Annotated in this window: 22 protein-coding genes; 10 read left to right on the top strand and 12 right to left on the bottom strand. The window is 65.2% G+C overall.

All coding sequences use genetic code 11. The features are described from left to right. Positions 1–156 precede the first annotated feature (156 nt). Positions 157–1,038 carry an IclR family transcriptional regulator gene (locus tag AB5K84_RS20120; RefSeq protein WP_110116322.1) on the top strand — a complete coding sequence of 294 codons (882 nt, stop codon included), beginning with the start codon at positions 157–159 and terminating at the stop codon, positions 1,036–1,038. 36 nt (positions 1,039–1,074) lie between these two features. Beyond that, positions 1,075–2,049: a Bug family tripartite tricarboxylate transporter substrate binding protein gene (locus tag AB5K84_RS20115; RefSeq protein ID WP_028171451.1), complete on the top strand. Its 975-nt coding sequence runs from the start codon at positions 1,075–1,077 to the stop codon at positions 2,047–2,049. Between the two features lie 179 nt (positions 2,050–2,228). Here AB5K84_RS20115 and AB5K84_RS20110 read toward each other — a convergent pair whose 3' ends face one another. Continuing rightward, entirely contained in the window at positions 2,229–2,720 is a 492-nt protein-coding gene (locus AB5K84_RS20110) for an SRPBCC family protein (protein ID WP_028171450.1), read from the bottom strand. Further along, the gene (locus AB5K84_RS20105) at positions 2,720–3,109 is read right to left on the bottom strand and encodes an ArsR/SmtB family transcription factor (protein WP_028171449.1); all 390 of its coding nucleotides are present in this window, start codon (positions 3,107–3,109) and stop codon (positions 2,720–2,722) included. The genes AB5K84_RS20110 and AB5K84_RS20105 overlap by 1 nt, the downstream gene beginning before the upstream one ends. A gap of 207 nt (positions 3,110–3,316) precedes the next feature. Between AB5K84_RS20105 and AB5K84_RS20100 the strand changes: the two genes are divergently transcribed. Further along, entirely contained in the window at positions 3,317–4,492 is a 1,176-nt protein-coding gene (locus AB5K84_RS20100; protein ID WP_074076859.1) for a serine hydrolase, read from the top strand. A gap of 71 nt (positions 4,493–4,563) precedes the next feature. Here the strand turns inward: AB5K84_RS20100 and AB5K84_RS20095 are convergent, their stop codons facing one another. Continuing rightward, entirely contained in the window at positions 4,564–5,397 is an 834-nt protein-coding gene (locus tag AB5K84_RS20095) for an outer membrane protein (RefSeq protein ID WP_110116323.1), read from the bottom strand. A 271-nt stretch (positions 5,398–5,668) separates the two neighbouring features. Then, positions 5,669–6,373 (bottom strand): SDR family oxidoreductase, encoded by a 705-nt coding sequence (locus tag AB5K84_RS20090; RefSeq protein ID WP_110116324.1) that lies wholly within the window; start codon positions 6,371–6,373, stop codon positions 5,669–5,671. A gap of 98 nt (positions 6,374–6,471) precedes the next feature. Between AB5K84_RS20090 and AB5K84_RS20085 the strand changes: the two genes are divergently transcribed. After that, positions 6,472–7,314: a GNAT family N-acetyltransferase gene (locus tag AB5K84_RS20085; RefSeq protein WP_110116325.1), complete on the top strand. Its 843-nt coding sequence runs from the start codon at positions 6,472–6,474 to the stop codon at positions 7,312–7,314. On the opposite strand, the gene AB5K84_RS20080 is transcribed toward AB5K84_RS20085, so the two are convergent. The 7 genes from AB5K84_RS20080 to AB5K84_RS20050 all read right to left on the bottom strand — a co-directional run bounded on the left by AB5K84_RS20080 (position 7,311) and on the right by AB5K84_RS20050 (position 10,919). Further along, positions 7,311–7,757 carry a hypothetical protein gene (locus AB5K84_RS20080; RefSeq protein WP_028171445.1) on the bottom strand — a complete coding sequence of 149 codons (447 nt, stop codon included), beginning with the start codon at positions 7,755–7,757 and terminating at the stop codon, positions 7,311–7,313. The two genes, AB5K84_RS20085 and AB5K84_RS20080, sit on opposite strands and share 4 nt — an antisense overlap. Before the next feature lie 231 nt (positions 7,758–7,988). Continuing rightward, the gene (locus AB5K84_RS20075) at positions 7,989–8,273 is read right to left on the bottom strand and encodes a hypothetical protein (protein WP_038967087.1); all 285 of its coding nucleotides are present in this window, start codon (positions 8,271–8,273) and stop codon (positions 7,989–7,991) included. A gap of 12 nt (positions 8,274–8,285) precedes the next feature. Then, positions 8,286–8,747: a curlin gene (locus AB5K84_RS20070; RefSeq protein ID WP_110116326.1), complete on the bottom strand. Its 462-nt coding sequence runs from the start codon at positions 8,745–8,747 to the stop codon at positions 8,286–8,288. Between the two features lie 44 nt (positions 8,748–8,791). Beyond that, a complete protein-coding gene (locus AB5K84_RS20065; protein ID WP_162603581.1) occupies positions 8,792–9,214 on the bottom strand; it encodes a curlin in 423 nt (140 codons plus the stop codon). 26 nt (positions 9,215–9,240) lie between these two features. Further along, positions 9,241–9,633: a curlin gene (locus AB5K84_RS20060; protein WP_110116328.1), complete on the bottom strand. Its 393-nt coding sequence runs from the start codon at positions 9,631–9,633 to the stop codon at positions 9,241–9,243. 61 nt (positions 9,634–9,694) lie between these two features. Beyond that, positions 9,695–10,093 carry a hypothetical protein gene (locus AB5K84_RS20055; protein ID WP_038967086.1) on the bottom strand — a complete coding sequence of 133 codons (399 nt, stop codon included), beginning with the start codon at positions 10,091–10,093 and terminating at the stop codon, positions 9,695–9,697. A 166-nt stretch (positions 10,094–10,259) separates the two neighbouring features. Then, the gene (locus tag AB5K84_RS20050; RefSeq protein ID WP_110116330.1) at positions 10,260–10,919 is read right to left on the bottom strand and encodes a response regulator transcription factor; all 660 of its coding nucleotides are present in this window, start codon (positions 10,917–10,919) and stop codon (positions 10,260–10,262) included. 599 nt (positions 10,920–11,518) lie between these two features. Here AB5K84_RS20050 and AB5K84_RS20045 point away from each other — a divergent pair. The 5 genes from AB5K84_RS20045 to AB5K84_RS20025 all read left to right on the top strand — a co-directional run bounded on the left by AB5K84_RS20045 (position 11,519) and on the right by AB5K84_RS20025 (position 17,997). After that, positions 11,519–12,949: an efflux RND transporter periplasmic adaptor subunit gene (locus AB5K84_RS20045; RefSeq protein WP_110116331.1), complete on the top strand. Its 1,431-nt coding sequence runs from the start codon at positions 11,519–11,521 to the stop codon at positions 12,947–12,949. Then, on the top strand, positions 12,946–13,671 hold the full coding sequence (locus AB5K84_RS20040; protein WP_110116332.1) for an ABC transporter ATP-binding protein: 726 nt from the start codon (positions 12,946–12,948) through the stop codon (positions 13,669–13,671). The genes AB5K84_RS20045 and AB5K84_RS20040 overlap by 4 nt, the downstream gene beginning before the upstream one ends. Continuing rightward, positions 13,668–14,891 carry an ABC transporter permease gene (locus AB5K84_RS20035; protein ID WP_110116333.1) on the top strand — a complete coding sequence of 408 codons (1,224 nt, stop codon included), beginning with the start codon at positions 13,668–13,670 and terminating at the stop codon, positions 14,889–14,891. Before AB5K84_RS20040 ends, AB5K84_RS20035 begins: the two co-directional genes overlap by 4 nt. A 52-nt stretch (positions 14,892–14,943) precedes the next feature. Beyond that, a complete protein-coding gene (locus tag AB5K84_RS20030) occupies positions 14,944–15,261 on the top strand; it encodes a response regulator transcription factor (RefSeq protein WP_110116334.1) in 318 nt (105 codons plus the stop codon). A gap of 870 nt (positions 15,262–16,131) precedes the next feature. Next, positions 16,132–17,997 (top strand): alkaline phosphatase family protein, encoded by a 1,866-nt coding sequence (locus AB5K84_RS20025; protein WP_110116336.1) that lies wholly within the window; start codon positions 16,132–16,134, stop codon positions 17,995–17,997. A 36-nt stretch (positions 17,998–18,033) separates the two neighbouring features. Here AB5K84_RS20025 and AB5K84_RS20020 read toward each other — a convergent pair whose 3' ends face one another. After that, on the bottom strand, positions 18,034–18,606 hold the full coding sequence (locus tag AB5K84_RS20020) for a hypothetical protein (protein WP_110116337.1): 573 nt from the start codon (positions 18,604–18,606) through the stop codon (positions 18,034–18,036). 391 nt (positions 18,607–18,997) lie between these two features. On the opposite strand from AB5K84_RS20020, the gene AB5K84_RS20015 reads away from it, so the two are divergent. Beyond that, on the top strand, positions 18,998–19,657 hold the full coding sequence (locus AB5K84_RS20015; protein WP_011088064.1) for a peroxiredoxin: 660 nt from the start codon (positions 18,998–19,000) through the stop codon (positions 19,655–19,657). The last annotated feature ends 26 nt before the right edge of the window (positions 19,658–19,683 follow it).

Raw genomic sequence — 19,683 nt, 5'->3', positions numbered from 1 at the left:
GCCATGGAATCACGACAAAAATCTGTGTGCAGCTCGGCTCGCGCGCGTCTTTTTTGCCCGCGGTAACGACGGAGGGTGTATCCACATATCGGACGGAAGAGGCAAAATTGTCGAATCTATTGGACAAGCCAGCGGAGCGGGTCCATTAAATCTCCCATGGCTCGAACCGCGTCCAAACCGCCTCCCGCCTCCTCATCCGCGGCCGCAGTGCTGGCTTCGAGCGCGGATGACGCCGCGTTCGCGACGACGCTGGCAAAGGGCCTCGTGGTGCTCGAGGCGTTCAAGGCCGGAACGACGCAGCTCGGCAACATGGAGCTGTCGACGCTGACGGGGCTTCCGCGGCCGACGGTGGCACGGCTGACGCATACGCTCGCCGAGCTCGGCTACCTCCGCTACGACGCCGAACGTGCGAAATACCGCGTCGGGGCACGCGCCCTGCGGATGGCGCATCCGCTGCTTGCCGACATGCAGTTCCGCCAGGTCGCGCGCCCGATGATGATGGAGCTGGCGCAGAGCGTGCGCGGCACGGTCTCGATCGGCCTGCTGGATGGCACGTCGATGATCTATGTCGAGACCGCGCGCTCCGGCGATGTCGGCCCGCACGTCCCCGACATCGGCATGCCCATTCCCGTGGTGATGACGGCAATGGGTCGCGCCGCGGCCGCGACCTTGCCGCCGGCCGATGCAGCGCTGCTCGAACAGCAGATCGCAAGCGAGGATGCCGAGCTGTGGTCGGCCTTTCGCGACAGATATCGCGCCGGCCTTGCACAATGCGCCAGCCGCGGCTTCTGCACCTGCTGGGGCGAGTACATGGCCTCGATCCACGCCGTCGCCGCGCCGCTGTTTCATGCAGATGAGACGAGGCGGTCGTTCTCCATCAATTGCGGCATTCCGGCGTTCCGGCTCCAGCCCGGCCAATTGGAGGCCGAGATCGGCCCGCGCATCGCCGCCCTCGCCGACAGTATCCGCGCCATCGTCGGCGCGGCAGGGCCGGCGGCCGAGACACAAAAGCAAAACAAGAAGAGGGCCAGGAAATGAACAAGACAACTGGCGCTCCACCACCGGGAGGCCAACATGACCGTCACACGCCGAACATTGCTGGGCACCCTCGCCCTTGCCCTGTCCGGGCTTCCAGTCTCCGCGCGCGCTGAGGACGTTTGGCCGTCGCACATGGTGCGGCTGATCTCGCCCTACGGGCCCGGCGGCTCCAACGACATCTCGCTGCGTCTGCTCGCCGAAGAGTTCGGCCGCAGCCTGCACCAGCAATTCATCGTCGAGAACAAGCCGGGCGCCGGCACGCGCATTGCGAACGATCTCGTCGCGCATGCGCCGGGCGACGGCTACACCATTCTCTATGTCGCGGCCCCCTATGCAACCGCCGAGGCGCTGTTCGGCAAGCTGACCTATGATCGCAAGGATCTTCGGCCGGTCGCGATGGCGGTGATCGCGCCGCTGTTCCTGATCATCAGCGCGGACGCGCCGTTCAAGACGCTGCCGGACCTGATCGCCTACGGCAAATCGAAGCCGGACGGACTGACCTTCGCCTCACCCGGCGCCGGCTCGCAGCCGCATCTTGCCGGCGAGCTCCTGTTCAGGGATGCCGGCGTCAAGGGTCTCAACATCCCGTTCCGCGGTGACGCGGCGTCCTACACCGAGCTGCTCGCCGGCCGCGTCGATGCCACGCTGACCGCACTCCCGACGGCGCTGCCCTACATCCAGAGCGGCAAGTTCGCCGTGCTCGGCGTCGCCTCCAGCGAGCGCAGCCCGCTCTATCCGCAGGCGCCGACGCTGCGCGAGCAAGGCTTTCCCAACGTGATCGCCGCCGGCTGGTTCGGCTTCATGGCGCCCGCCGCAACGCCGCAGCCGATCGTCGACAAGCTGCAGACCGAAGTCTCGCGCGTGCTCGCCGACCCCGCCGTGAAGGACAAGCTCACCGCCCAGGGCCTGGAAGTGCGCACCGGCACCGCCGCCGAATTCGGCCAGTTCATCGACAGCGAGACCCAGAGGTGGACCGGATTGATCCGCGAGGCCGGGCTGAAGGGGGAGTGACAGCCGAGGTGGACGAGTGAGGGGCGCCATCGACCTCCTCTCGTCATGGCCAGGCTTGTCCCGGCCATCCACGCCTGACCGCGCGGCACGAAGAACGTGGATGCCCGGGCCTTCGCCTCGCCGGAGCGGCTTCGGCCGCGCAGGCGGGACAAGCCCGGGCATGACGACTGACGGTGCAGCTACCTCTTCAACGCGCCCACATAAGCCGCGAGCTTGTCCAGCGTCTGGTAGCCGTATTCGACGGCGCCGAAACTGATCATGCCATCGCGCTGCTCCGTGCTCGAGGCCAGTTGCCGCATCATCAGCACGGTCTTGCCGTTGCTCTGCTCGGCGAAGGTGATGGTGAAGCGAAACATGCCGGGATCGTCGTCCTGGTCGACGCCATGGTCCATCTCCATCAAGGACGGCCGCTCAATGCGCCGAAAGCGCATGCGGTTCGGATAGACGGTGCCGTCGGGGCCGATCATGTTGAAGCGCCAGACGCCGCCAACCCGCACGTCGATCTCGAAGGTCTCGATCTTGAAACCCTTGGGTCCGAACCATTGCGGCAGATGTTTTGGGTCGGACCACGCCTCGAACACCAGATCGCGCGGCGCGTCGATCACGCGCGACATCACGATCTCGCGGTCGAGCGACCATTGCGACAAAGCGGGATTGGCAGAATTCGTCATCACTCAGAACCTTTCCGTTTGGTTGTTCGGGACGGCCGCTTGGCGGCCGCCCTCTCCTTCTCTTTCTTGAGCTTCATCACGTAAGCCTCGAACCGGTCGAGGCGCGCCTCCCAGATCGCGCGCTGCTGCTGGAACCAGTCCTCCGCGCCGACGAGCGCGTCCGGGCTGAGGCGGCAGGTGCGCACGCGGCCGGATTTCTCCGACAGGACGAGCCCGCTCGTCTCCAGCACATGGACGTGCTTCATGAAGCTCGGCAGCGCCATGTCGAAGGGATCCGCGAGCTCGCCGACGGATGCCTCGCCCATGCAGAGCCGCATCACGATCGCCCGCCGTGTCGGGTCGGCGAGCGCGGAAAAAATCTGGTCCAGTCGAGATAATTGGTTAGCCATGAAGCTAACTATAGACCCGTCGCGAACCCGCGTCAATATTTGTTAGCCGACAAGCTAAGTAAAATCCGCCGTCGAGGCGGCCGTGCGCTGGATAGGCGGCTAGAAGGTTCGCTACGGAACTTCCAACGCGCGATTGTGAATTGAGGCGGGACGCGGTTTGCAGGTACGACTGGCGCCGGGGGCGTCGGCAATCTGTTCATCAAGCGCGTGTCCTCTCTTGTCACCTTACGATCTCTTTCGATCAGCCGGCGCGGCTTCGCCAAGGCGGCCCTGCTTCCGCTCGCAATCGGCCTCATCAGGCCGCGCGAGGCGGCTGCGGATTCCGACATGATCGCGCAGATGCGCGACATCGTCGCCAATGAGCTGGCGCCGACCGCGACGCCGGACCAACCGGGCGGCCTCGCCGCCGCGCTCTATGCCGGCCGTCATGTCGAGTTCTTCAACTACGGCTTTGCCGACGACACCACACGACGGCCGGTCACGTCGGACACGTTGTTCAACCTCGGCTCGCTGCGCAAGCCGTTCGAGGCGACGCTGGTCGCGCTCGGCACGCTCCGGGGCGAGCTGCGGCTCGACGACCGCCTGCCGAAATACCTGCCCGAGCTCACCAGCGACTCTATCCGCCGCGTCACCGTCGGCGAACTCGTCACACACACGTCGGGACTGCTGCTGCCGACCGACCACCCGCCCTGGCCGAACGAGGAGTTCTCGCGCGCACAGTTCATCGAGATGCTCAACGCCTGGAGACCGCAGTCTGGCGAGGCGCCCGGCAAGCAGCGCATCTACAGCCATGCCGGCTATGTGCTGCTCCAGCTCGTGCTCGAACGCTGTTACGGCACGCCGATCGCAACCCAGCTCGAACAGCGCATCTTCAGGCCGCTCGGTATGACCGCGACCTCGGTGCCCGAACGCGGCGAGGACAACCGTGCCGTCATGGATGCAGCGTGGATGCAGCGGGTCGTCCAGGGCTATTCGGATCAGGGCATGGCCATCGGCCCGCCCGGCAACCAGCAGAGCTATTTCGATTTCCCCGGCACTGGCCAGATATTCTCTTCGCCGCGGGATCTTTCAACCTTCGTTGCGGCCTGCGTCGATGGCCACTCGGTCGACCCGCATTTGCGCGAGGCGCTGAGGATGACGCAGCACGAGATCTTCCGCGTCGACGAGAAATTCGGGCAAGGCATGGCGTGGGAGACGGTGCGTCTTCCCGAGGCCACCGTCGTCGACAAGCCGGGCGGCCTCAACAACGCCTCCGGCTATCTCGGCCTCGTGCCGGCGCGGCGGATCGGCATCGTGCTGCTGGCCAATCGCGGCGAATATCCGCACGAGATCGCGCGCTACAGGATCCTGCCCGCGCTGGCGAAGCTCGTGGCCTCGCACTGAAGCCGGCCCTCGAAACAGAAAGCCCCGGCTGAGCCGGGGCTTTCCAAGCCAGATTCGGAACGGGATGAAGCTCAGTATCTGGCGACGACAGGTCCGCCGAACTTGTAGTTCACGCCGACGCGCACGATGTTCGACTTGAGGTCGACCGAGTGGGTGTAGACGTTGCTCGGGAATGCGATGGCCGGCACGAATGCAGCTAGGTTGTTGCTGGTCGCGCTGGCGCGCCCGAGATCGACATAGAGATATTCGGCCTTGAGCGACCAGCCGCCGCCGAACGCATATTCGGTGCCCACGCCCGCGGTCCAGCCGAGACGCGTGTCGCGGATCGCGCTCGACTCGGTTGCTCCCGCAAACGTGTCGGTGAAGTTGAAATTGCCCTTGACCTCCGCGATCGCGGCGCCGCCCGTGGCGTAGAGCAGCCAGGTCGGAGCGGCCAGGAAGCCGATACGGCCGCGGATGGTCGCGAGCCAGTCGGCCGAGACCGACGACGACACCGTAAAGCCGGTCGGCGCGCAGCACGGATAAAGCGCCGAACCGGTCGCACTGCCCTTGAAGCCGAAATAGTTGATGTCGCCTTCGAGGCCGAGCACGGCATGGTTGACCTGCCAGTTGTAGCCGGCGGTGAAGCCGCCGGTCACGCTGGAGCTGTTGATGCCCTGGGCGCCGACCGTGTTGATGGCGGGAACGCTGCTGGCGGCGAAATAGCCCGTCGGAGAAAACACGGTCGAGGTGCTGGGATCGGAGCTGCCCCACTGCCCGCCGACATTGCCGCCGACGTAAAATCCGGTCCAGTTGTAAGCCGGCGCCATCATCGGCGCCTTGGTGTAATGCGCCGCGAGGTCGGCCGCCTGCACCGATGCGGTGCCCAAAACAACCGAAGCGACCGCCAGCAAAAACTTCTTCATTCTAGTCTCCTTGCCCACGCGATCAGCTCGCGTTTCGAATGCGCGCGGGCGGAAGGCATCCGGCGCAGATCGGGCATAGGCCGCCGGCCCCATGCCGTCTTGGGCTGCGGCGAAGTTCATAGGGACTGTGACGTAGTGTGCGCCCCACGTCGTGCGAACGGACGAGGAGTGTGACCCAAGAGCCACGCCTCGCCCTTCATCCGTGGCGCGCTACGCGCGCCGGTGTCGCATCACGACAAGGCGGCGCGAGCGCGATTCGAATCTTCCGGCGTCAGACCGAACGCGTCAGCCCACCGTCCACACGGATGTTCTGGCCGGTGATGTAGGCCGCGCCGTCGGACGCCAGGAACGCGATCGTCGCCGCGATCTCCTCGACCTTGCCGTAGCGCTTCATCGGCACGCTGTCGCGGCGCGCATCTAGCTGCGGCAGGCTGTCGATCCAGCCCGGCAGAACGTTGTTCATGCGGATGTTGTCGGCGGCATGGGTGTCGGTGAAGATTTTGGTGAAGGCGGCAAGGCCCGCGCGGAACACCGCCGAGGTCGGAAACATCGCGCTCGGCTCGAATGCCCAGGCGGTCGAGATATTGATGATGGCGCCAGCCTTCTGTGCCTGCATCACCGGCGTCACCAACCGGGTCGGCCGGATCACGTTGAGCAGATATGTATCGAGGCCGGTGTGCCACTGCTCGTCGGTAATCTCCGTGATCGGCGCGCGCGGTCCGTGGCCCGCACTGTTGACGAGCACGTCGATACGCCCCCACTTCGCCATCGCGCCGTCGACGAGACGCTTCAGATCGTCATTCGACTTGTTGGAGCCGGTGATGCCCAAGCCGCCGAGCTCGGCCGCCAGCGCCTCGCCCTTGCCGGAGGACGACAGGATCGCGACGCGGAAGCCGTCGGCCGCAAGCCGCCGCGCAGCCCCTGCCCCCATGCCGCTGCCGCCGGCGGTGACGAGTGCGACTTTCTCTGCTGCCATGACTGATCATCCCTGTCTTGAGGCGAGCCGCGGGCCCGGCCTATCATGAGGCCTTCTACCGCCAGACTTGCCGGCAGGTCCAGTCGAAGGCATCCGTCATGAGCGATTTGCAGATCCGCAATTTGCGGCCCGAGGAGATCTCGATCGCCGTCGACTGGGCCGCGGCAGAGGGCTGGAATCCGGGCCTCTCCGACGCCGCCTGCTTCGCCATCCCCGACGCGCAAGCTTTCTTCGTCGGCGAGATCGACGGCGAGCCGGTCGCGACCGTCTCCTGCGTCAACTACGACGACCGCTTCGCCTTTCTCGGCTTCTACATCGTGCGTGAAAGTTTTCGCGGTTCCGGCCACGGCCTGCGCATCTGGAACGCGGCGATCGCGCATGCGCGCCCTCGCGTGATCGGCCTCGACGGCGTCGTCGCGCAGCAGGACAACTACAGAAAGTCCGGTTTCCAGCTTGCCTACGCCAATATCCGCTATGGCGGCATCGTCGCCGCGCCGCCGGGGCCGCCCACTGACCTCGTCGCACTCGACACGATCCCGTTCGCGCTCGTCGAAGCCGACGACGCCACGGTGTTCCCAGCGCCGCGCAGCGCCTTCCTGCGCGCCTGGATCAACACATCAGGACATGTCGGCCGCGCGCTGCTGCGTGATGGCAAGCTTGCCGCATGGGGCGTGATCCGCCGGTGCCGGAGCGGCCACAAGATCGGCCCGCTCGTCGCCGATGATCGCGCCGCCGCGGAGAAGGTCGTGCAGGCGTTGCTGGCGAGTGCGGGCGGCGGCGAAGTCTTCCTCGATGTCCCCGCCGTCAATCGCGAGGCCATCGCGCTCGCGGAACAGCTCGGCCTCAAGCCGGTGTTCGAGACGGCGCGGATGTACACGGGGCCGATCGCGCCGCTGCGGATCGACCGCGTCTTCGGCGTGACCAGCTTTGAGCTGGGCTAGTAGCAGCGCATGATGTTGACGGTGTGCTCGCCGCCGCCGCGGCCGGGCACCGTCACCTGCTCCGTCGGGCAGCTCGGCACGTAGGGCCGGTCGGACGGCACCACGTTCGGCGGGAAGCGATGCGTCCAGTCCCAGGGAACGTCATAGGTATAGGTGTAGCGCACGTCGTTGGAGAGCGGCTGCCCGGCGTCGGCGAAGGGCTGGCCGTAGCCTGCGCCATCGTAGAAGAACCCGCCGCCGCCCGGCCAATAGACCCACGGCGTGTTGCGGCCGCGGAACCGGGCACCCGGCGCGATCGGCGGACGCATTGCCGCAGTCGGCGGCGCCGCAGCCAGCCCATGCGCAGCAACGCCGCCGGGCCTTGAAAAACTGTCGCTTGAAGAAAGGAGCAGCGCGGCTGCGCTGAGCGAGGCGAGCAGCGCCCCATATGATCTGGACATCATGATACGCACCAACTCGTTTGGCTTCGGCGGCTCCCCACCACACGCTAGGCCGGGCTGTCGCCCAGCCGCAAACGTATAATTAATTGTTGGTTAAGACACGGGATTAACGGGGAACAAGGTGCGGCAGAACGCCCGGAAGTCCCGGCCTGTTTCAGCGACGTCGTTCCAGCCAACGCGGGTGGCCCGTCGTCCTTTCAGGGACGATGGGCCTCTCTGCGTCAGCAGGACGTGTCAGTGGTCTTGCTGGTGCTTGCGCAGCCAATCGAGCATGTCCTGCGCATTTCCGGTGCCCTGCGTCACGATCGCGGTGTTTCCGCCGCTGCGCCGGTACACCGTGGTGCGCCCGGGCTCTTTCTCGATCCTGACCTCGGCCTGCGCGGGATCGCCGCTTTGCGTGATCGCCGCCGTCCCGTTTTCGTCCTGAACCACCGTGGTGTGACCGTCGCCGGCCCCGGCCGGCGCCATCGCAACCACGCTCATGAATCCTATTCCGGATGCGAGCAGGAGCAACCTCATGTCATCCCTCCATCATCGGCCGAACTGGAAGATCGCCAGCCAGTTGAAACGTCCGAACTGCCTCACCGCTCCCGAGTTCATGTCACCGATCTGAAGCAGGAGCGCATTGGTGGAATTGCCGATCTGGGTGATGTCGGCGGTGTTGCTGAGGCCGGACTGACCGACCGCCGAGTTGGTGGTGCCGCCCATCTGGATCACGTTGGCATAGTTGCGCGTGCCGTTCTGGATGATGGTCGCATCCACCGTTCCCGATCCGCCGATCTGGATCACCCGCGCGATATTGACGCGGCTGTTCTCCTCGATCGTGACAGGCTGAACGTCGTTGCCGAATTGCACGATCGTCTCGATGCTCACGTTCGGGTTCGTCACGCTGCGCTGGATGGATCCGGCCGACGCCTGCGTCGCCGCGCCGATGGCGGCAAGCAACGCCGCCACGGCCAGAACCCGCTTCGAGACCTCTCTGCCGCTCCGCATCGCGCTTCCCCGCTGGTTCCCGACGCCGATGAGTTCGCGCGTCTTTACGGACCGGTCTGGACGATCGTCGACGTATTGACCGTGCTGAACTGCGCCACCGTGCCCGTGTTCATGGCGCCGAGCTGCGACACGAGACTGGTCGCCGACTGGCCGGTCTGGCCGACGAAGGCGAAATTGTTCATCCCGGCCTGCCCGATCGACGCCGAATTCGTCCCGCCGAATTGGAGGACGCCCGTGGCATTGTTGGTGCCGTTCTGGACAACGGTCGCGCTGGTGCTGCCGCCGACCATGAACACGCCCGCCATGTTGAGCTGACTGTTCTGGTTCAGCACGACCGGCGGTCCGCCGACCGACACGATGGTCTTGATGTCGGCGGTCTGGGCGCCGGCTGATCCGGCGCCGGCGCAGCACAAGGCGAACATCGCGGCGCAGCTGCTTGCCAAGAGGCGTTTCGAGAGACGTTTCATGACGTGCCTCACCACTTCAGAATTGCTCACGGGGTCTGCTGGAGAATCGTCGAGCCGTTCAGGATGCCGAGCTGCCCGACGCCGGCCGTATTGTTCGCGCCGATCTGGCCGATCAGGCTCGAATTGGAGCCGCCGATCTGACCGGTCAGCGCCGTGTTGGAGGCCGTCGCCGTGGTGCCGCCCTGCCCGGTCACCGCGGTGTTGACGGTGAGGAGCGAGCCCGTCTGCAAGGTGGTCGCCGTATTGGTCGCACCGAACTGCAACGTCGTGGCGTTGTTGCTGGTCGAGCCCGTCTGCGAGATGAAGGAGCTGTTGGTCGTGCCGAACTGCAGCACGCTGGCCGAGTTGCCGGCCTGGGCATCGACGGTGGTCAGTGCACTGAGCGCGATGGCCGTCGCAACGAGATAGGTGATCCGCATGTCATGTTCCTCCGCGAGAATTGGCCGGACGCGCCGTGACGCATCCGGCCGACGAGATGGTTCAGTGCGCCGTCTGCGAGACGGTGCTCGTGTTGATGCCGAAGCTGAGCTGGCCGACGCTGGCGGAGTTGTTCTGGAGCGCGGGCGGCCCGAACGAATTCTGGGTGATCGCGCTGCCGTTGTTGCCGAAGGCCACCTGGCCGGTGGTCGCCGAGTTCTGCACGCCGGCCTGGTTCACAGTGCTGACGTTGTTGAGCGACGGCGAGCTGGTGCCCTGCATGGTGGACGCACCGTTCAGGATGCCGATCTGGGTCGTCGACGAACTGTCATTGGTGAGGCCGTTCTGCGTGACGCTCGAACCGTTCACCAAGCCGACCTGCACCGTGGTCGAAGTATTGGCGGCCTGGGCCGCGGAAGACAGAGCGAGCACGGCAACGGAAGCAAAAAACAATTTGCGCATGGAGTATCCCTTTCTGGCCAAGTTGTCTGACTGGTTTCGGATGCTGGTCCTGAATGCGACCGACATCGTGGGATGACTCTGAACCGATCGCAGCGATCGCGACAGACTGCAGTTCATGCTAATCGGTACGGACTAGACGAAGCGCTGAATGTCGCCACGCGCAGCCTCAGATTTGCGGCTGTCCTGCACCGGCGCGCGTCGTCTCCGCTTCGCGTCCCATGCTGTCGATCAGCCGCGCCACCTCGATCGGCGAACGCAACTCGAGCTTTCGCATCATCCGGGCGCGATGGACCTTCACCGTCACTTCGCTCACGCCAAGCCTCGCCGCGATCTGCTTGGCGACAAGCCCCTCGGCCATCAGCAGCATGATCTCGCGCTCCCTCGCCGTCAGCGTCTCGATGCGCAGCCGGGCCTCGCGCACGGCGTATTCGCGTTCCATCCGCCTGCGGTCGCGCTCGATGCCATGCCTGATCGCATCGAGGATCTCCTGCTCGCGAAAGGGTTTTGGTAGAAACTCGACCGCGCCGCGCTTCATCGCCTCGACCGAGACACGGACGTCTGAGTGGCCGCTGATGAAGACGATCGGAATCGGCACGCCCGTCTCGGCGAGCCGGCGCTGCAGCTCGAGACCGGTCGGCGAGGTCCCGGGAAAGCGAACGTCGAGCACGAGGCACGAAGGCCCGCCGGAAAGTCTCTCCGCGAGAAATTCGTCGGTCGACGCAAACAATCTCACCTGGTGTCCGGTCTCCTCGCAGAGACTTCCAATCGCAGTTCGAATCTGAACCTCGTCGTCAACGACGTAAACGGTGGCTTGACCTGAGCTCATGGCAGACGGACTCCCCGGCTTGGGGCTCGATGAGCAAGCAGCGAGCCATCCATTCTTCTTGCAAGCGAGAACAAGGTGCTTGGTTGAATTCGCGGGGATCGAACGAATGGCGTCGGTCCACCGGTTCGACGTCTTAGGGCCAACACTCCGTGAAGACGAGTGAAGGCGTTCACATATCGGGCTTCGTGATTGCAGAGATTCGATCTCGCCACCGGCGGCATCACGGCGAGGCGCGTTATCGCGAATGAAGCAATCCGACGTCGTCGCCGCGGTATCGCCGACTGCGTCATGGCGTCGCCACCCATACGCCGACTTGAACGCCGGCGACTGGCCGCATCGGCCAGATCATACGGGACGTTCAGTCAGCCTATCGAGTTCGATACCGCGCGCAACCTTTGGCATACGCCGGGTATACATTTCACGCAAATCACGAAAAGTCGCACCCCCGCACTTTACTTCTGGATCGCTCAGCGCACCCGACCGTCGCCCCGGCAACGACGACATACTGACGATCGATATTGCTTCTGACAATTTACAACCATAGCGCGATCTCGCTCCGCGCCGCCAACGAAGCCATTTCAAGCAGGCGAGTTTTTGATATGCGATTTGTGCCAATTATTGCCGTGCTTGGAACTGCATGCGGCCTTGCCGCGGTCTTCGCCGCGGAGCCGGCCGTCATCGCCGGCGCCGCCGGGAGCGCGGCAGACACGGCGGCTCACGCCTACGACTCGACGAAACGGCTGCTCGTGCCCGGCGGGCGCGAAGCTTCGGCCTTCGGGTCGGATGCGCCGATGTTCCGCTATGCCGCGATCCAGCGCGGCAGCATCGAGCAGACCGTCACCGTCACCGGCGCGCTGCAGCCGGTCAAGACGATCGAGGTCGGTTCCCAGCTGTCCGGGCAGCTCGCCCGGGTCTATGTCGACTTCAACGACACCGTCGCCAAGGACCAGCCGCTCGCCCTGATCGATCCGCGCAGCTTCGCGGCCAAGGTCGACGAAGCCAGGGCTTCCCTGGCGGTCGCCAATTCCCTGGTCGACATCGCGCGCGCCAAGCTCGATCGCGCCAGGATCGATCTGCAGAACGCCAGGGGCAGCCGGGACGTGCTCGCCGCCAAGCTCGAGAGCGCGCAAGCCGTCAAGGCCTCGGCGCAGAGGACCCTGCAGCGCAAGCTGGCGCTGCAGTCGCAGAACGTGGTGGCGACGACGACGGTCGACGACGCGCAGACCGAGTTCACGGCACGGCTGGCCCAGGAGCGCGAGGCCGAGGTCCTGATGTCGCTCAATTCCTACTCCGTGGACGGCGCGCAGGCCGACGTCCGCCGGATCGAGGCCGAGCTGCAACAGGCCCGAATGGCGGTGCCGGAGAAGGCGGCCGTTCTCGCCGCGGCCCAGGCCGATCTCGACCGCACCGTGATCCGCTCGCCGATCGACGGCGTCGTCGTCGGCAGGTTCGTCAACGAGGGCCAGACGCTCGCGGTCGGCCTGGAGTCGCGCACCACCTTCGTGGTCGCCCACCGGCTGGAAGACATGGAGATTCACGCCCAGGTCGACGAGGCCGATATCGGCCGCATCGCCTCCGGCCAGCGCGCCCATTTCACGGTGGATGCCTACCCCGACCGCCGCTTCGAGGCCGTGGTGCGGCAGGTGCGCAAGGCGCCGCAGAACCAGCAGCACGTCGTCACCTACACCGTCGTGCTGTCGACCTCCAACCTCGACGGCGCGCTGCTGCCCGGCATGACTGCCCTGGTGAAGATCGTGATCGAGCGGCAGGACGACGTGCTGAAGGTGCCGCTCGCCGCGCTGCGTTTCCAGCCGTCCGGCACACGTCCGGACCCGACCACCGCGCACAGCGGCGTGTGGGTGCGCACTGCCGGCGGCTCGCTCCGGCGTATTGCGGTGACGGTCGGCGCCTCCGGCACCGAACAGGTCGCACTCAAGAGCGGCGACCTCGTCGAAGGCAGCCAGGTCGCCGTCGGCCAGGCCATCCGGCCGGCAGGCATGGAGTTTCTCGGAATCAGGTTCGGATCATGACCGCCCCCCTGCCCCTCATCAGTCTCCGGTCCGTATCCAGGACCTATCGCACCGACGGGGTCGCAGTGGCCGCGGTGCGCAACGTCAGCTTCGACATCGCACAGGGCGAGATCGTCGCCGTGATGGGACCGTCGGGCTCCGGCAAGTCGACGCTGATGAACATGATCGGGCTGCTCGACCTGCCGAGCGAAGGCGAGGTCCATCTCGAGGGAGCCAATGTCGCCGGGCTCTCGGAAGATCGCCGGTCGTCCCTGCGCGCCCGCAGCATCGGCTTCGTGTTCCAGTCCTACAATCTGCTCGCACGCCATAATGCGATCGAGAACGTCGCACTGCCGCTGGTCTATTGCGGCATCGGTCGCAAGGACCGCCTGGCGCGAGCCGAAGCGAGCCTTCAGGCCGTCGGCATGCTGCACCGGGCTCATCACTTTCCGCGGCAGCTCTCGGGCGGCGAGCAGCAGCGCGTCGCGATCGCGCGTGCACTGATCGCCTCCCCGCTGATCGTGCTCGCCGACGAGCCGACCGGCGCGCTCGACAGCCGCACCGGCGCCGAAATCCTGGCGCTGTTCGCCGCGCTCAACCGGACCGGCCAGACCATCGTGATGATCACGCACGACCCCGGCATCGCGACGCGGTGCCGGCGCACGATCCGCCTGCACGACGGCGAGCTCGTCAGCGACGAGACGGTGGCCCCGCTGCTGCCGAAACGGAGCGCTGTGTCATGACGATGCTCCAGGGCTTTCAGATCGCCCTGCACGCCTTGCGGCTCAATCCATTGCGCAGCTTCCTCACCATGCTCGGCATCGTGATCGGCGTCGCCTCGATCGTGACGGTGTTTGCGATCGGGTCCGGCGCGCAGCTTCGCCTCCAGGAGCAGATCCGCTCGATCGGCGCCAACGTGCTGATGATCACGCCGGGCGCGGTCTATCAGGGTGGCGTGCGGCTCAAGGACGGCAGCAAGCTGACGATGACCGAGAGCGACGTGCAGGCCATCATCGAGCAGATTCCGGAGATCCAGGCCGCGGCCGGCTCGATCGCCGGAACGGCGCAGGTCATCCACGAGAGCAAGAACTGGAATACGACCATCAACGGCACGACGACCGGTCACTTCATGGTGCGCGACTGGCAGCTCGCGGCCGGGCGCTATTTCTCCGGCACCGAAGAGACCGGCGCAGGCAAGGTCGTGATCCTCGGCAGCACCGTCGCGCGCGAGCTGTTCGCGCCCGGCGACGATCCGATCGGCGCCCAGATCCGGATCATGAAGGTGCCGCTCGAAGTGATCGGCGTGCTCGATCGCAAGGGCCCGGCGCAGGACGACGTCGCTTTCGTCCCCCTCACCACGGCCAAGCTGCGCTTCCTTGGCAGCGCGAGCAACATCAACCGGGATTCGGTCGCCTACATCATCGCCAAGGTGGCCGCGGACGGCCAGATGGCGGGCGCGCGATCGGAGATCGAAAACCTGCTGCGGCAGCGCCACCGTATCCCCGCCGGCCAGGAGGACGACTTCAAGGTCCAGGATCCGGCCGCCGCCATGGAAGCGCAGCAGGGCGCGATCCGCACCGTGGCGCTCCTGCTCGTCGCCATCGCCTCGGTCTCGCTGCTCGTCGGCGGCATCAGCATCATGAATGTCATGATCGTGTCGGTTACCGAGCGCACGCGGGAGATCGGAATCCGCCGCGCGCTTGGCGGCCGGATGCGGGACATCAGACTCCAGTTCCTCTGCGAGGCACTCGTCCTCTGCCTGCTCGGCGGCGCCATCGGGGTTGCCGGCGGCATCACACTCTCGATGACCGTCGCCCGTATGGCCGGATGGATCACCTCGATCGACGGCGAGGCGATCGGCCTTGCCCTCGTCTTCTCGATCGCGACCGGCCTGATCTTCGGTTTCTACCCCGCCCACAAGGCATCCAGGCTGAGCCCGATCGAGGCGCTCAAGACGGAGTGAGAAGATGCCGGGGGGCTGCCACGTCAACCAGAAGACCAGGGAGGAGCCAGTCATGAGCCCGGATCCGAAGGATTCGATTACACCGACGCCGCGCGAACGTGAGCTGATGATGTTGATCGCGCGAGGCATGCAGAACAAGAACATCGCCTACGAGCTCAAGATCTCGGAGAACACGGTGCGGGCGCATATCGGCAACATCATGCGCAAGTACCGTCTCCAGAACCGGACCCAGATCGCGATCATCTATGCGCTCAAGACGGCCCCGCTCTCGCTGCGGCGCGATCGGACCAGGAGCGGAGCCGCCCCGGCGTCCGTCAAGCCGGCACAGGCCCTCGCGCAGACTCCGCGGGTGACGACCGCGCCGGAATAAGTGTCCCGGCCACAACCCCTTGTGCACCCCGTCGGGCAAGACATCCAAGACCGGGGTCAAGCGACCGGCATCGAAATAATTCTATTTATTAGAATTCTGATTTTTGTTAGATATTATTCACTCCGGCCCAAGGAAGAGGGGCGTATCGCGATCGTCACGACACGCGGGCCGGGCAGCGGTGGACGCAGGCTTCACTGGCGCGAAGGCTTCGCAGGGCGGAGAGCCGTGAGCGAAAAGCGTCGCGCGCACGACCGGTGCAGCTTGCGTACGGCAAAATCGTGTGGTCCTGACGCCCGGGGTCTGTGCGTCAAGTCTTGCGGTGATGTTGCGGCCCGACCGGGCACGCGCATCAGCCATCCGCAGGGCGACGGGGGCAATAGTGCATCGCTCCCCGGGGAGCTCACGACATAAGCCGTTCCAACCATCCGCGCAGGGAAGGCCGGGATGCTCCGGTTGCCCTGTTTCCCGCTGTGCATTGTAGCGCAACCTGCCCTTGGCATAGCGGTCAATGGGAGCCAGCCGGCTCCCGGCCTTCCCTGCGCCCTCTTTCATTGATGAGGGTGAAGTGACAAAGCAGAACTCGGGCGAAACAAGCCGCGAGAATGCGGAGGGGTGTCTGCGGGGTTGTAGGATGGGTAGAGCGAAGCGAAACCCATCACCTTTCGTCTACGGGGAAGCATGATGGGTTTCGCAAGTGCTCTACCCATCCTACGAGCTGCGTCGCGTCCGGGACACGAGGGGGTTGCCGTCCCCCTCCCCATCCCTCTTGCACTAGTAACAGGCCTTGTAACAAAACTGTCATCCAGCAAAACTAAACGAAGGCCGGGGCCGCGGTCGCGGCCTTGCCGCCTCACCGTTAGGAGAGATTTGATGCGCCGTTCACTGGTGTTGCTGTCCGCCGGACTGACAGTGCTGTCCACCGGACTTTCCGCTGGACTTGCCTCCGCCCAAAACAACACCCCCCGCAACCTCATCCTGTTCATCCCGGACGGGCTGCGCGCGCTGAAGGTCACCCCTGAAACGGCGCCCGCGATGGCCGAGGTCCGCGACAAGGGTGTCAACTTCAAGAATCCGCATTCCCTCTTCCCGACCTTCACCATGGCCAACGGCTCGGCGATGTCGACCGGCCACTATCTCGGCGACACCGGCGTGTTCTCCAACACGATCTGGACCAACTACACCTCCGTCCCCGCCGGTGACACCGTGGTCCCCTTCATCGAGAACGACGCCGTGCTCGGCGACATCGACGAGCATTTCAAGGGCGACTATCTCAACGAAGAGACCATTCTGAAAATGGCCCGCGACAAGGGGCTGAGCACGGCGGCGATCGGCAAGGTCGGGCCGACCTACCAGTTCGACCACACCGACAAGCCCGAGAAGCCCGGCCTGCATTCGGTCGTGTTCGACGACTCAACCGGCGGCAAGAACGGCGTGGCGCTGTCGGACGAGGTGAAGGCGGCGCTGACCAAGGCCGGCCTGCCCCTTGCGACGCCCCCGCGCGGCGACAACAGCAAGGCCGGCGATGCCAAGACGCCCGGCACCACCGTCGCCAATGTCGCGCAGCAGGCCTATTTCGCCGACGTCGCCGCCAAGGTGGTGCTGCCGATGTTCAAGGCGCGCAACAAGCCGTTCGTCCTGGTGTTCTGGTCGCGCGACCCTGACGGCAGCCAGCACAACACCGGCGACAGCCTCAACCAGATCATGCCCGGCATCAACGGGCCGACCTCGATGGCCGGCATCAGGAACGCCGACAACAACCTCGCCCAGCTCCGCAAGGCGCTCGACGAGCTCGGGCTCGCCGCCTCGACCAACATCATCATCTCGGCCGACCACGGCTTCTCGACGATCTCCAAGGAGAGCAAGACCAGCCCGTCGGCCAAGGTCAGCTATGACGACACGCCGAAGGACTTCCTGCCGATGGGCTTTTTGGCGCTCGACCTTGCAAAAGCGCTCGATCTGCCGCTGTTCGACCCCAACGACAAGAATGCGAAGGTCGAGGGCAACAAGCATCCCAAGGCCGGCAACGGCGTGCTCGGCAAGGATCCGGAGAAGCCCGACCTCGTCGTCGCCACCAATGGCGGCTCGGACCTGGTCTACCTGCCGAGCAAGGACAAGAAGCTCGCGGCGAAAACGATCAAGGCCCTGCTCGAGCAGGATTACGTCTCCGGCCTGTTCGTCGAGGACTCGCTCGGCCGCTTCCCCGGCACGCTGCCGCTGTCGAGCCTCAACCTGCGCGGCAAGTCGGCGACGCCGACGCCCTCGATCGTCGTCAACTTCCGCTCCTATGCCAGCGATTGCGGCGAGGCGCCGACCAACTGCTCGGTGCAGGTCGCCGACACCGTGCTGCGCCAGGGCCAGGGCATGCATGGCAGCTTCAGCCGCGGCGACACCATGAACTTCATGGCCGCGATCGGACCGGATTTCAAAGCCGGCTATGTCAGCCTGATCCCGGTCAGCAATGCCGACGTCGGCATGACGGCCGCCCAGCTGATGGGCCTGCGCGGCGCACACAACGGCGGCCTGATCGGCCGCGTGATGTCGGAGGCCCTGCCCAACGGCATCGTGCCGAAGGCATTCAAGGGCGTCGAGAAGTCGAAGATGTCCGAGAACGGCCTTCAGACCGTGCTCAACCTCCAGCGCGTCGGCAGCCAGCGCTATTTCGACGCCGCCGGCTTCCCGGGCCGCACGCTCGGACTCGAGCCGGACGCCGGCAAACAAAAAACGGCGGGGAAATAACCCCGCCGCTTGTTCGCGTCTTCAAGAGACGCAAATTTACATGCCGATGTCGAACACCTTCGGCAATTGGCCCGCCAGAGGCAGCGCGGTGGCGCCCAGGAAGGTCGCCACCATCGCCATCAGGCGACGATTGTTCTGGCGCTTGCCGCGCATCTGGCCGGCGATCCACTCCAGCATCTCGCTGTTGACCTTGGAGGCATAGGACGGCGCCCAGCTCTCGATCTCGGTGTCGGCCGACAGCGCGACGCTGCGCGGCGGCACCTTCAGGCCCGAGGCGCTTGCGGCGTAGTGAGCCACGGCCTTGGCAAGCAGGTCGTCGAACCGGCCGCCGTCGGTGCGCTCGGTCGCGGCCTCGTTGATCTCGAACAGCGCCTCGGCTTCGGCGCGGCTGACCGGCTGGTCGTTGACGGCGGTGGCGGTCAGGATGCGCGTGCACCAGGCGGTGTCATCGGCATCGAGCGAGCGGGAGAAGTGCACCCGGCCCTTGGTGGTCGGGCCTTCGCCCGTGATCACGCCGTCGCGCACGATGGAGAGAGCATGAGCCGCGGTATCGCGGCAGGACGGTTCGAGGGACGGCGACTCAACAGACTTAGGCGCAGCGGCAGACATAGTTCACTTCCAGATTTCTTCTGACCGACCAGCATTTTCATGCGGGCGTAAAGGGGTGGTTAATGATTCGATACGGGGATCGCGACTTTTCTCAATGGTTGCCGATTAGTCGCTATGAGGACCATTTCGGTTCCGGAGAGCGTCGGGCGGGCGTGATGCGGGTCATAAAAGGCTTTATCGGGGCAATCGAGACCGTGAGGCCCGGTGGAGATGTTTCGCCGCAGGTGCCGCTGTAACAGAAAAGTGCTAGGAGATCGGCTCTTCAGAGAAGGAATTCACATTTTACTTCAAGCGGTTCAGTCAACGTTCACTTAGCCTCGCCAAGCCCCTATACTGACGGCGACGGCCAGAGACAAATTCTCAAGCAAATTCAATGTGATGAGGTAGAACCATGACACTTCCGATCGGCACCACCGCCCCCGACTTCGAAGCTGAGACGACCGAAGGGAAGATCAAGTTCCACGATTGGATCGGCAACAGCTGGGCACTGCTGTTCTCGCACCCCAAGGACTTCACGCCGGTTTGTACGACCGAGCTCGGCGCACTGGCCAAGCTGAAGCCGGAATTCGACAAGCGCGGCGTCAAGCTGATGGGCCTCTCGGTCGATCCGGTCGATCGCCACGCGAAGTGGTCTGAGGACATCAAGGAGACGCAAGGGGCGGCTCCGAACTATCCGATGATCGGCGACACCGACTTCAACGTCTCCAAGCTCTACGAGATGCTGCCGGCCTCGACCTCGGGCGATCCCCTCACCCGCACGCCGGCCGACAACCAGACGGTCCGCAACGTCTTCATCATCGGGCCGGACAAGAAGATCAAGCTGGTGCTGGTCTATCCGATGACGACGGGGCGGAACTTCCAGGAGATCCTGCGCGTCGTCGACTCGCTCCAGCTCACCGCCAAGCATCGCGTCGCGACCCCGGCCGACTGGACGCAGGGCGAGGACGTGATCATCGCAGGCTCGGTCTCCAACGACGAGGCCAAGACGATCTACCCGCAGGGCTGGAAAGAGCCGAAGCCCTACATCCGGATCGTGCCGCAGCCTAAGTGACTTTTGGCGGTCGCGAATAGCGACCG

The organism is Bradyrhizobium sp. 1200_D9_N1_1, assembly GCF_052075915.1.
Lineage (GTDB): Bacteria > Pseudomonadota > Alphaproteobacteria > Rhizobiales > Xanthobacteraceae > Bradyrhizobium > Bradyrhizobium diazoefficiens.
Note: the sequence above shows the minus strand (reverse complement) of the source record. Positions and strands in the feature narration are given on the sequence as shown.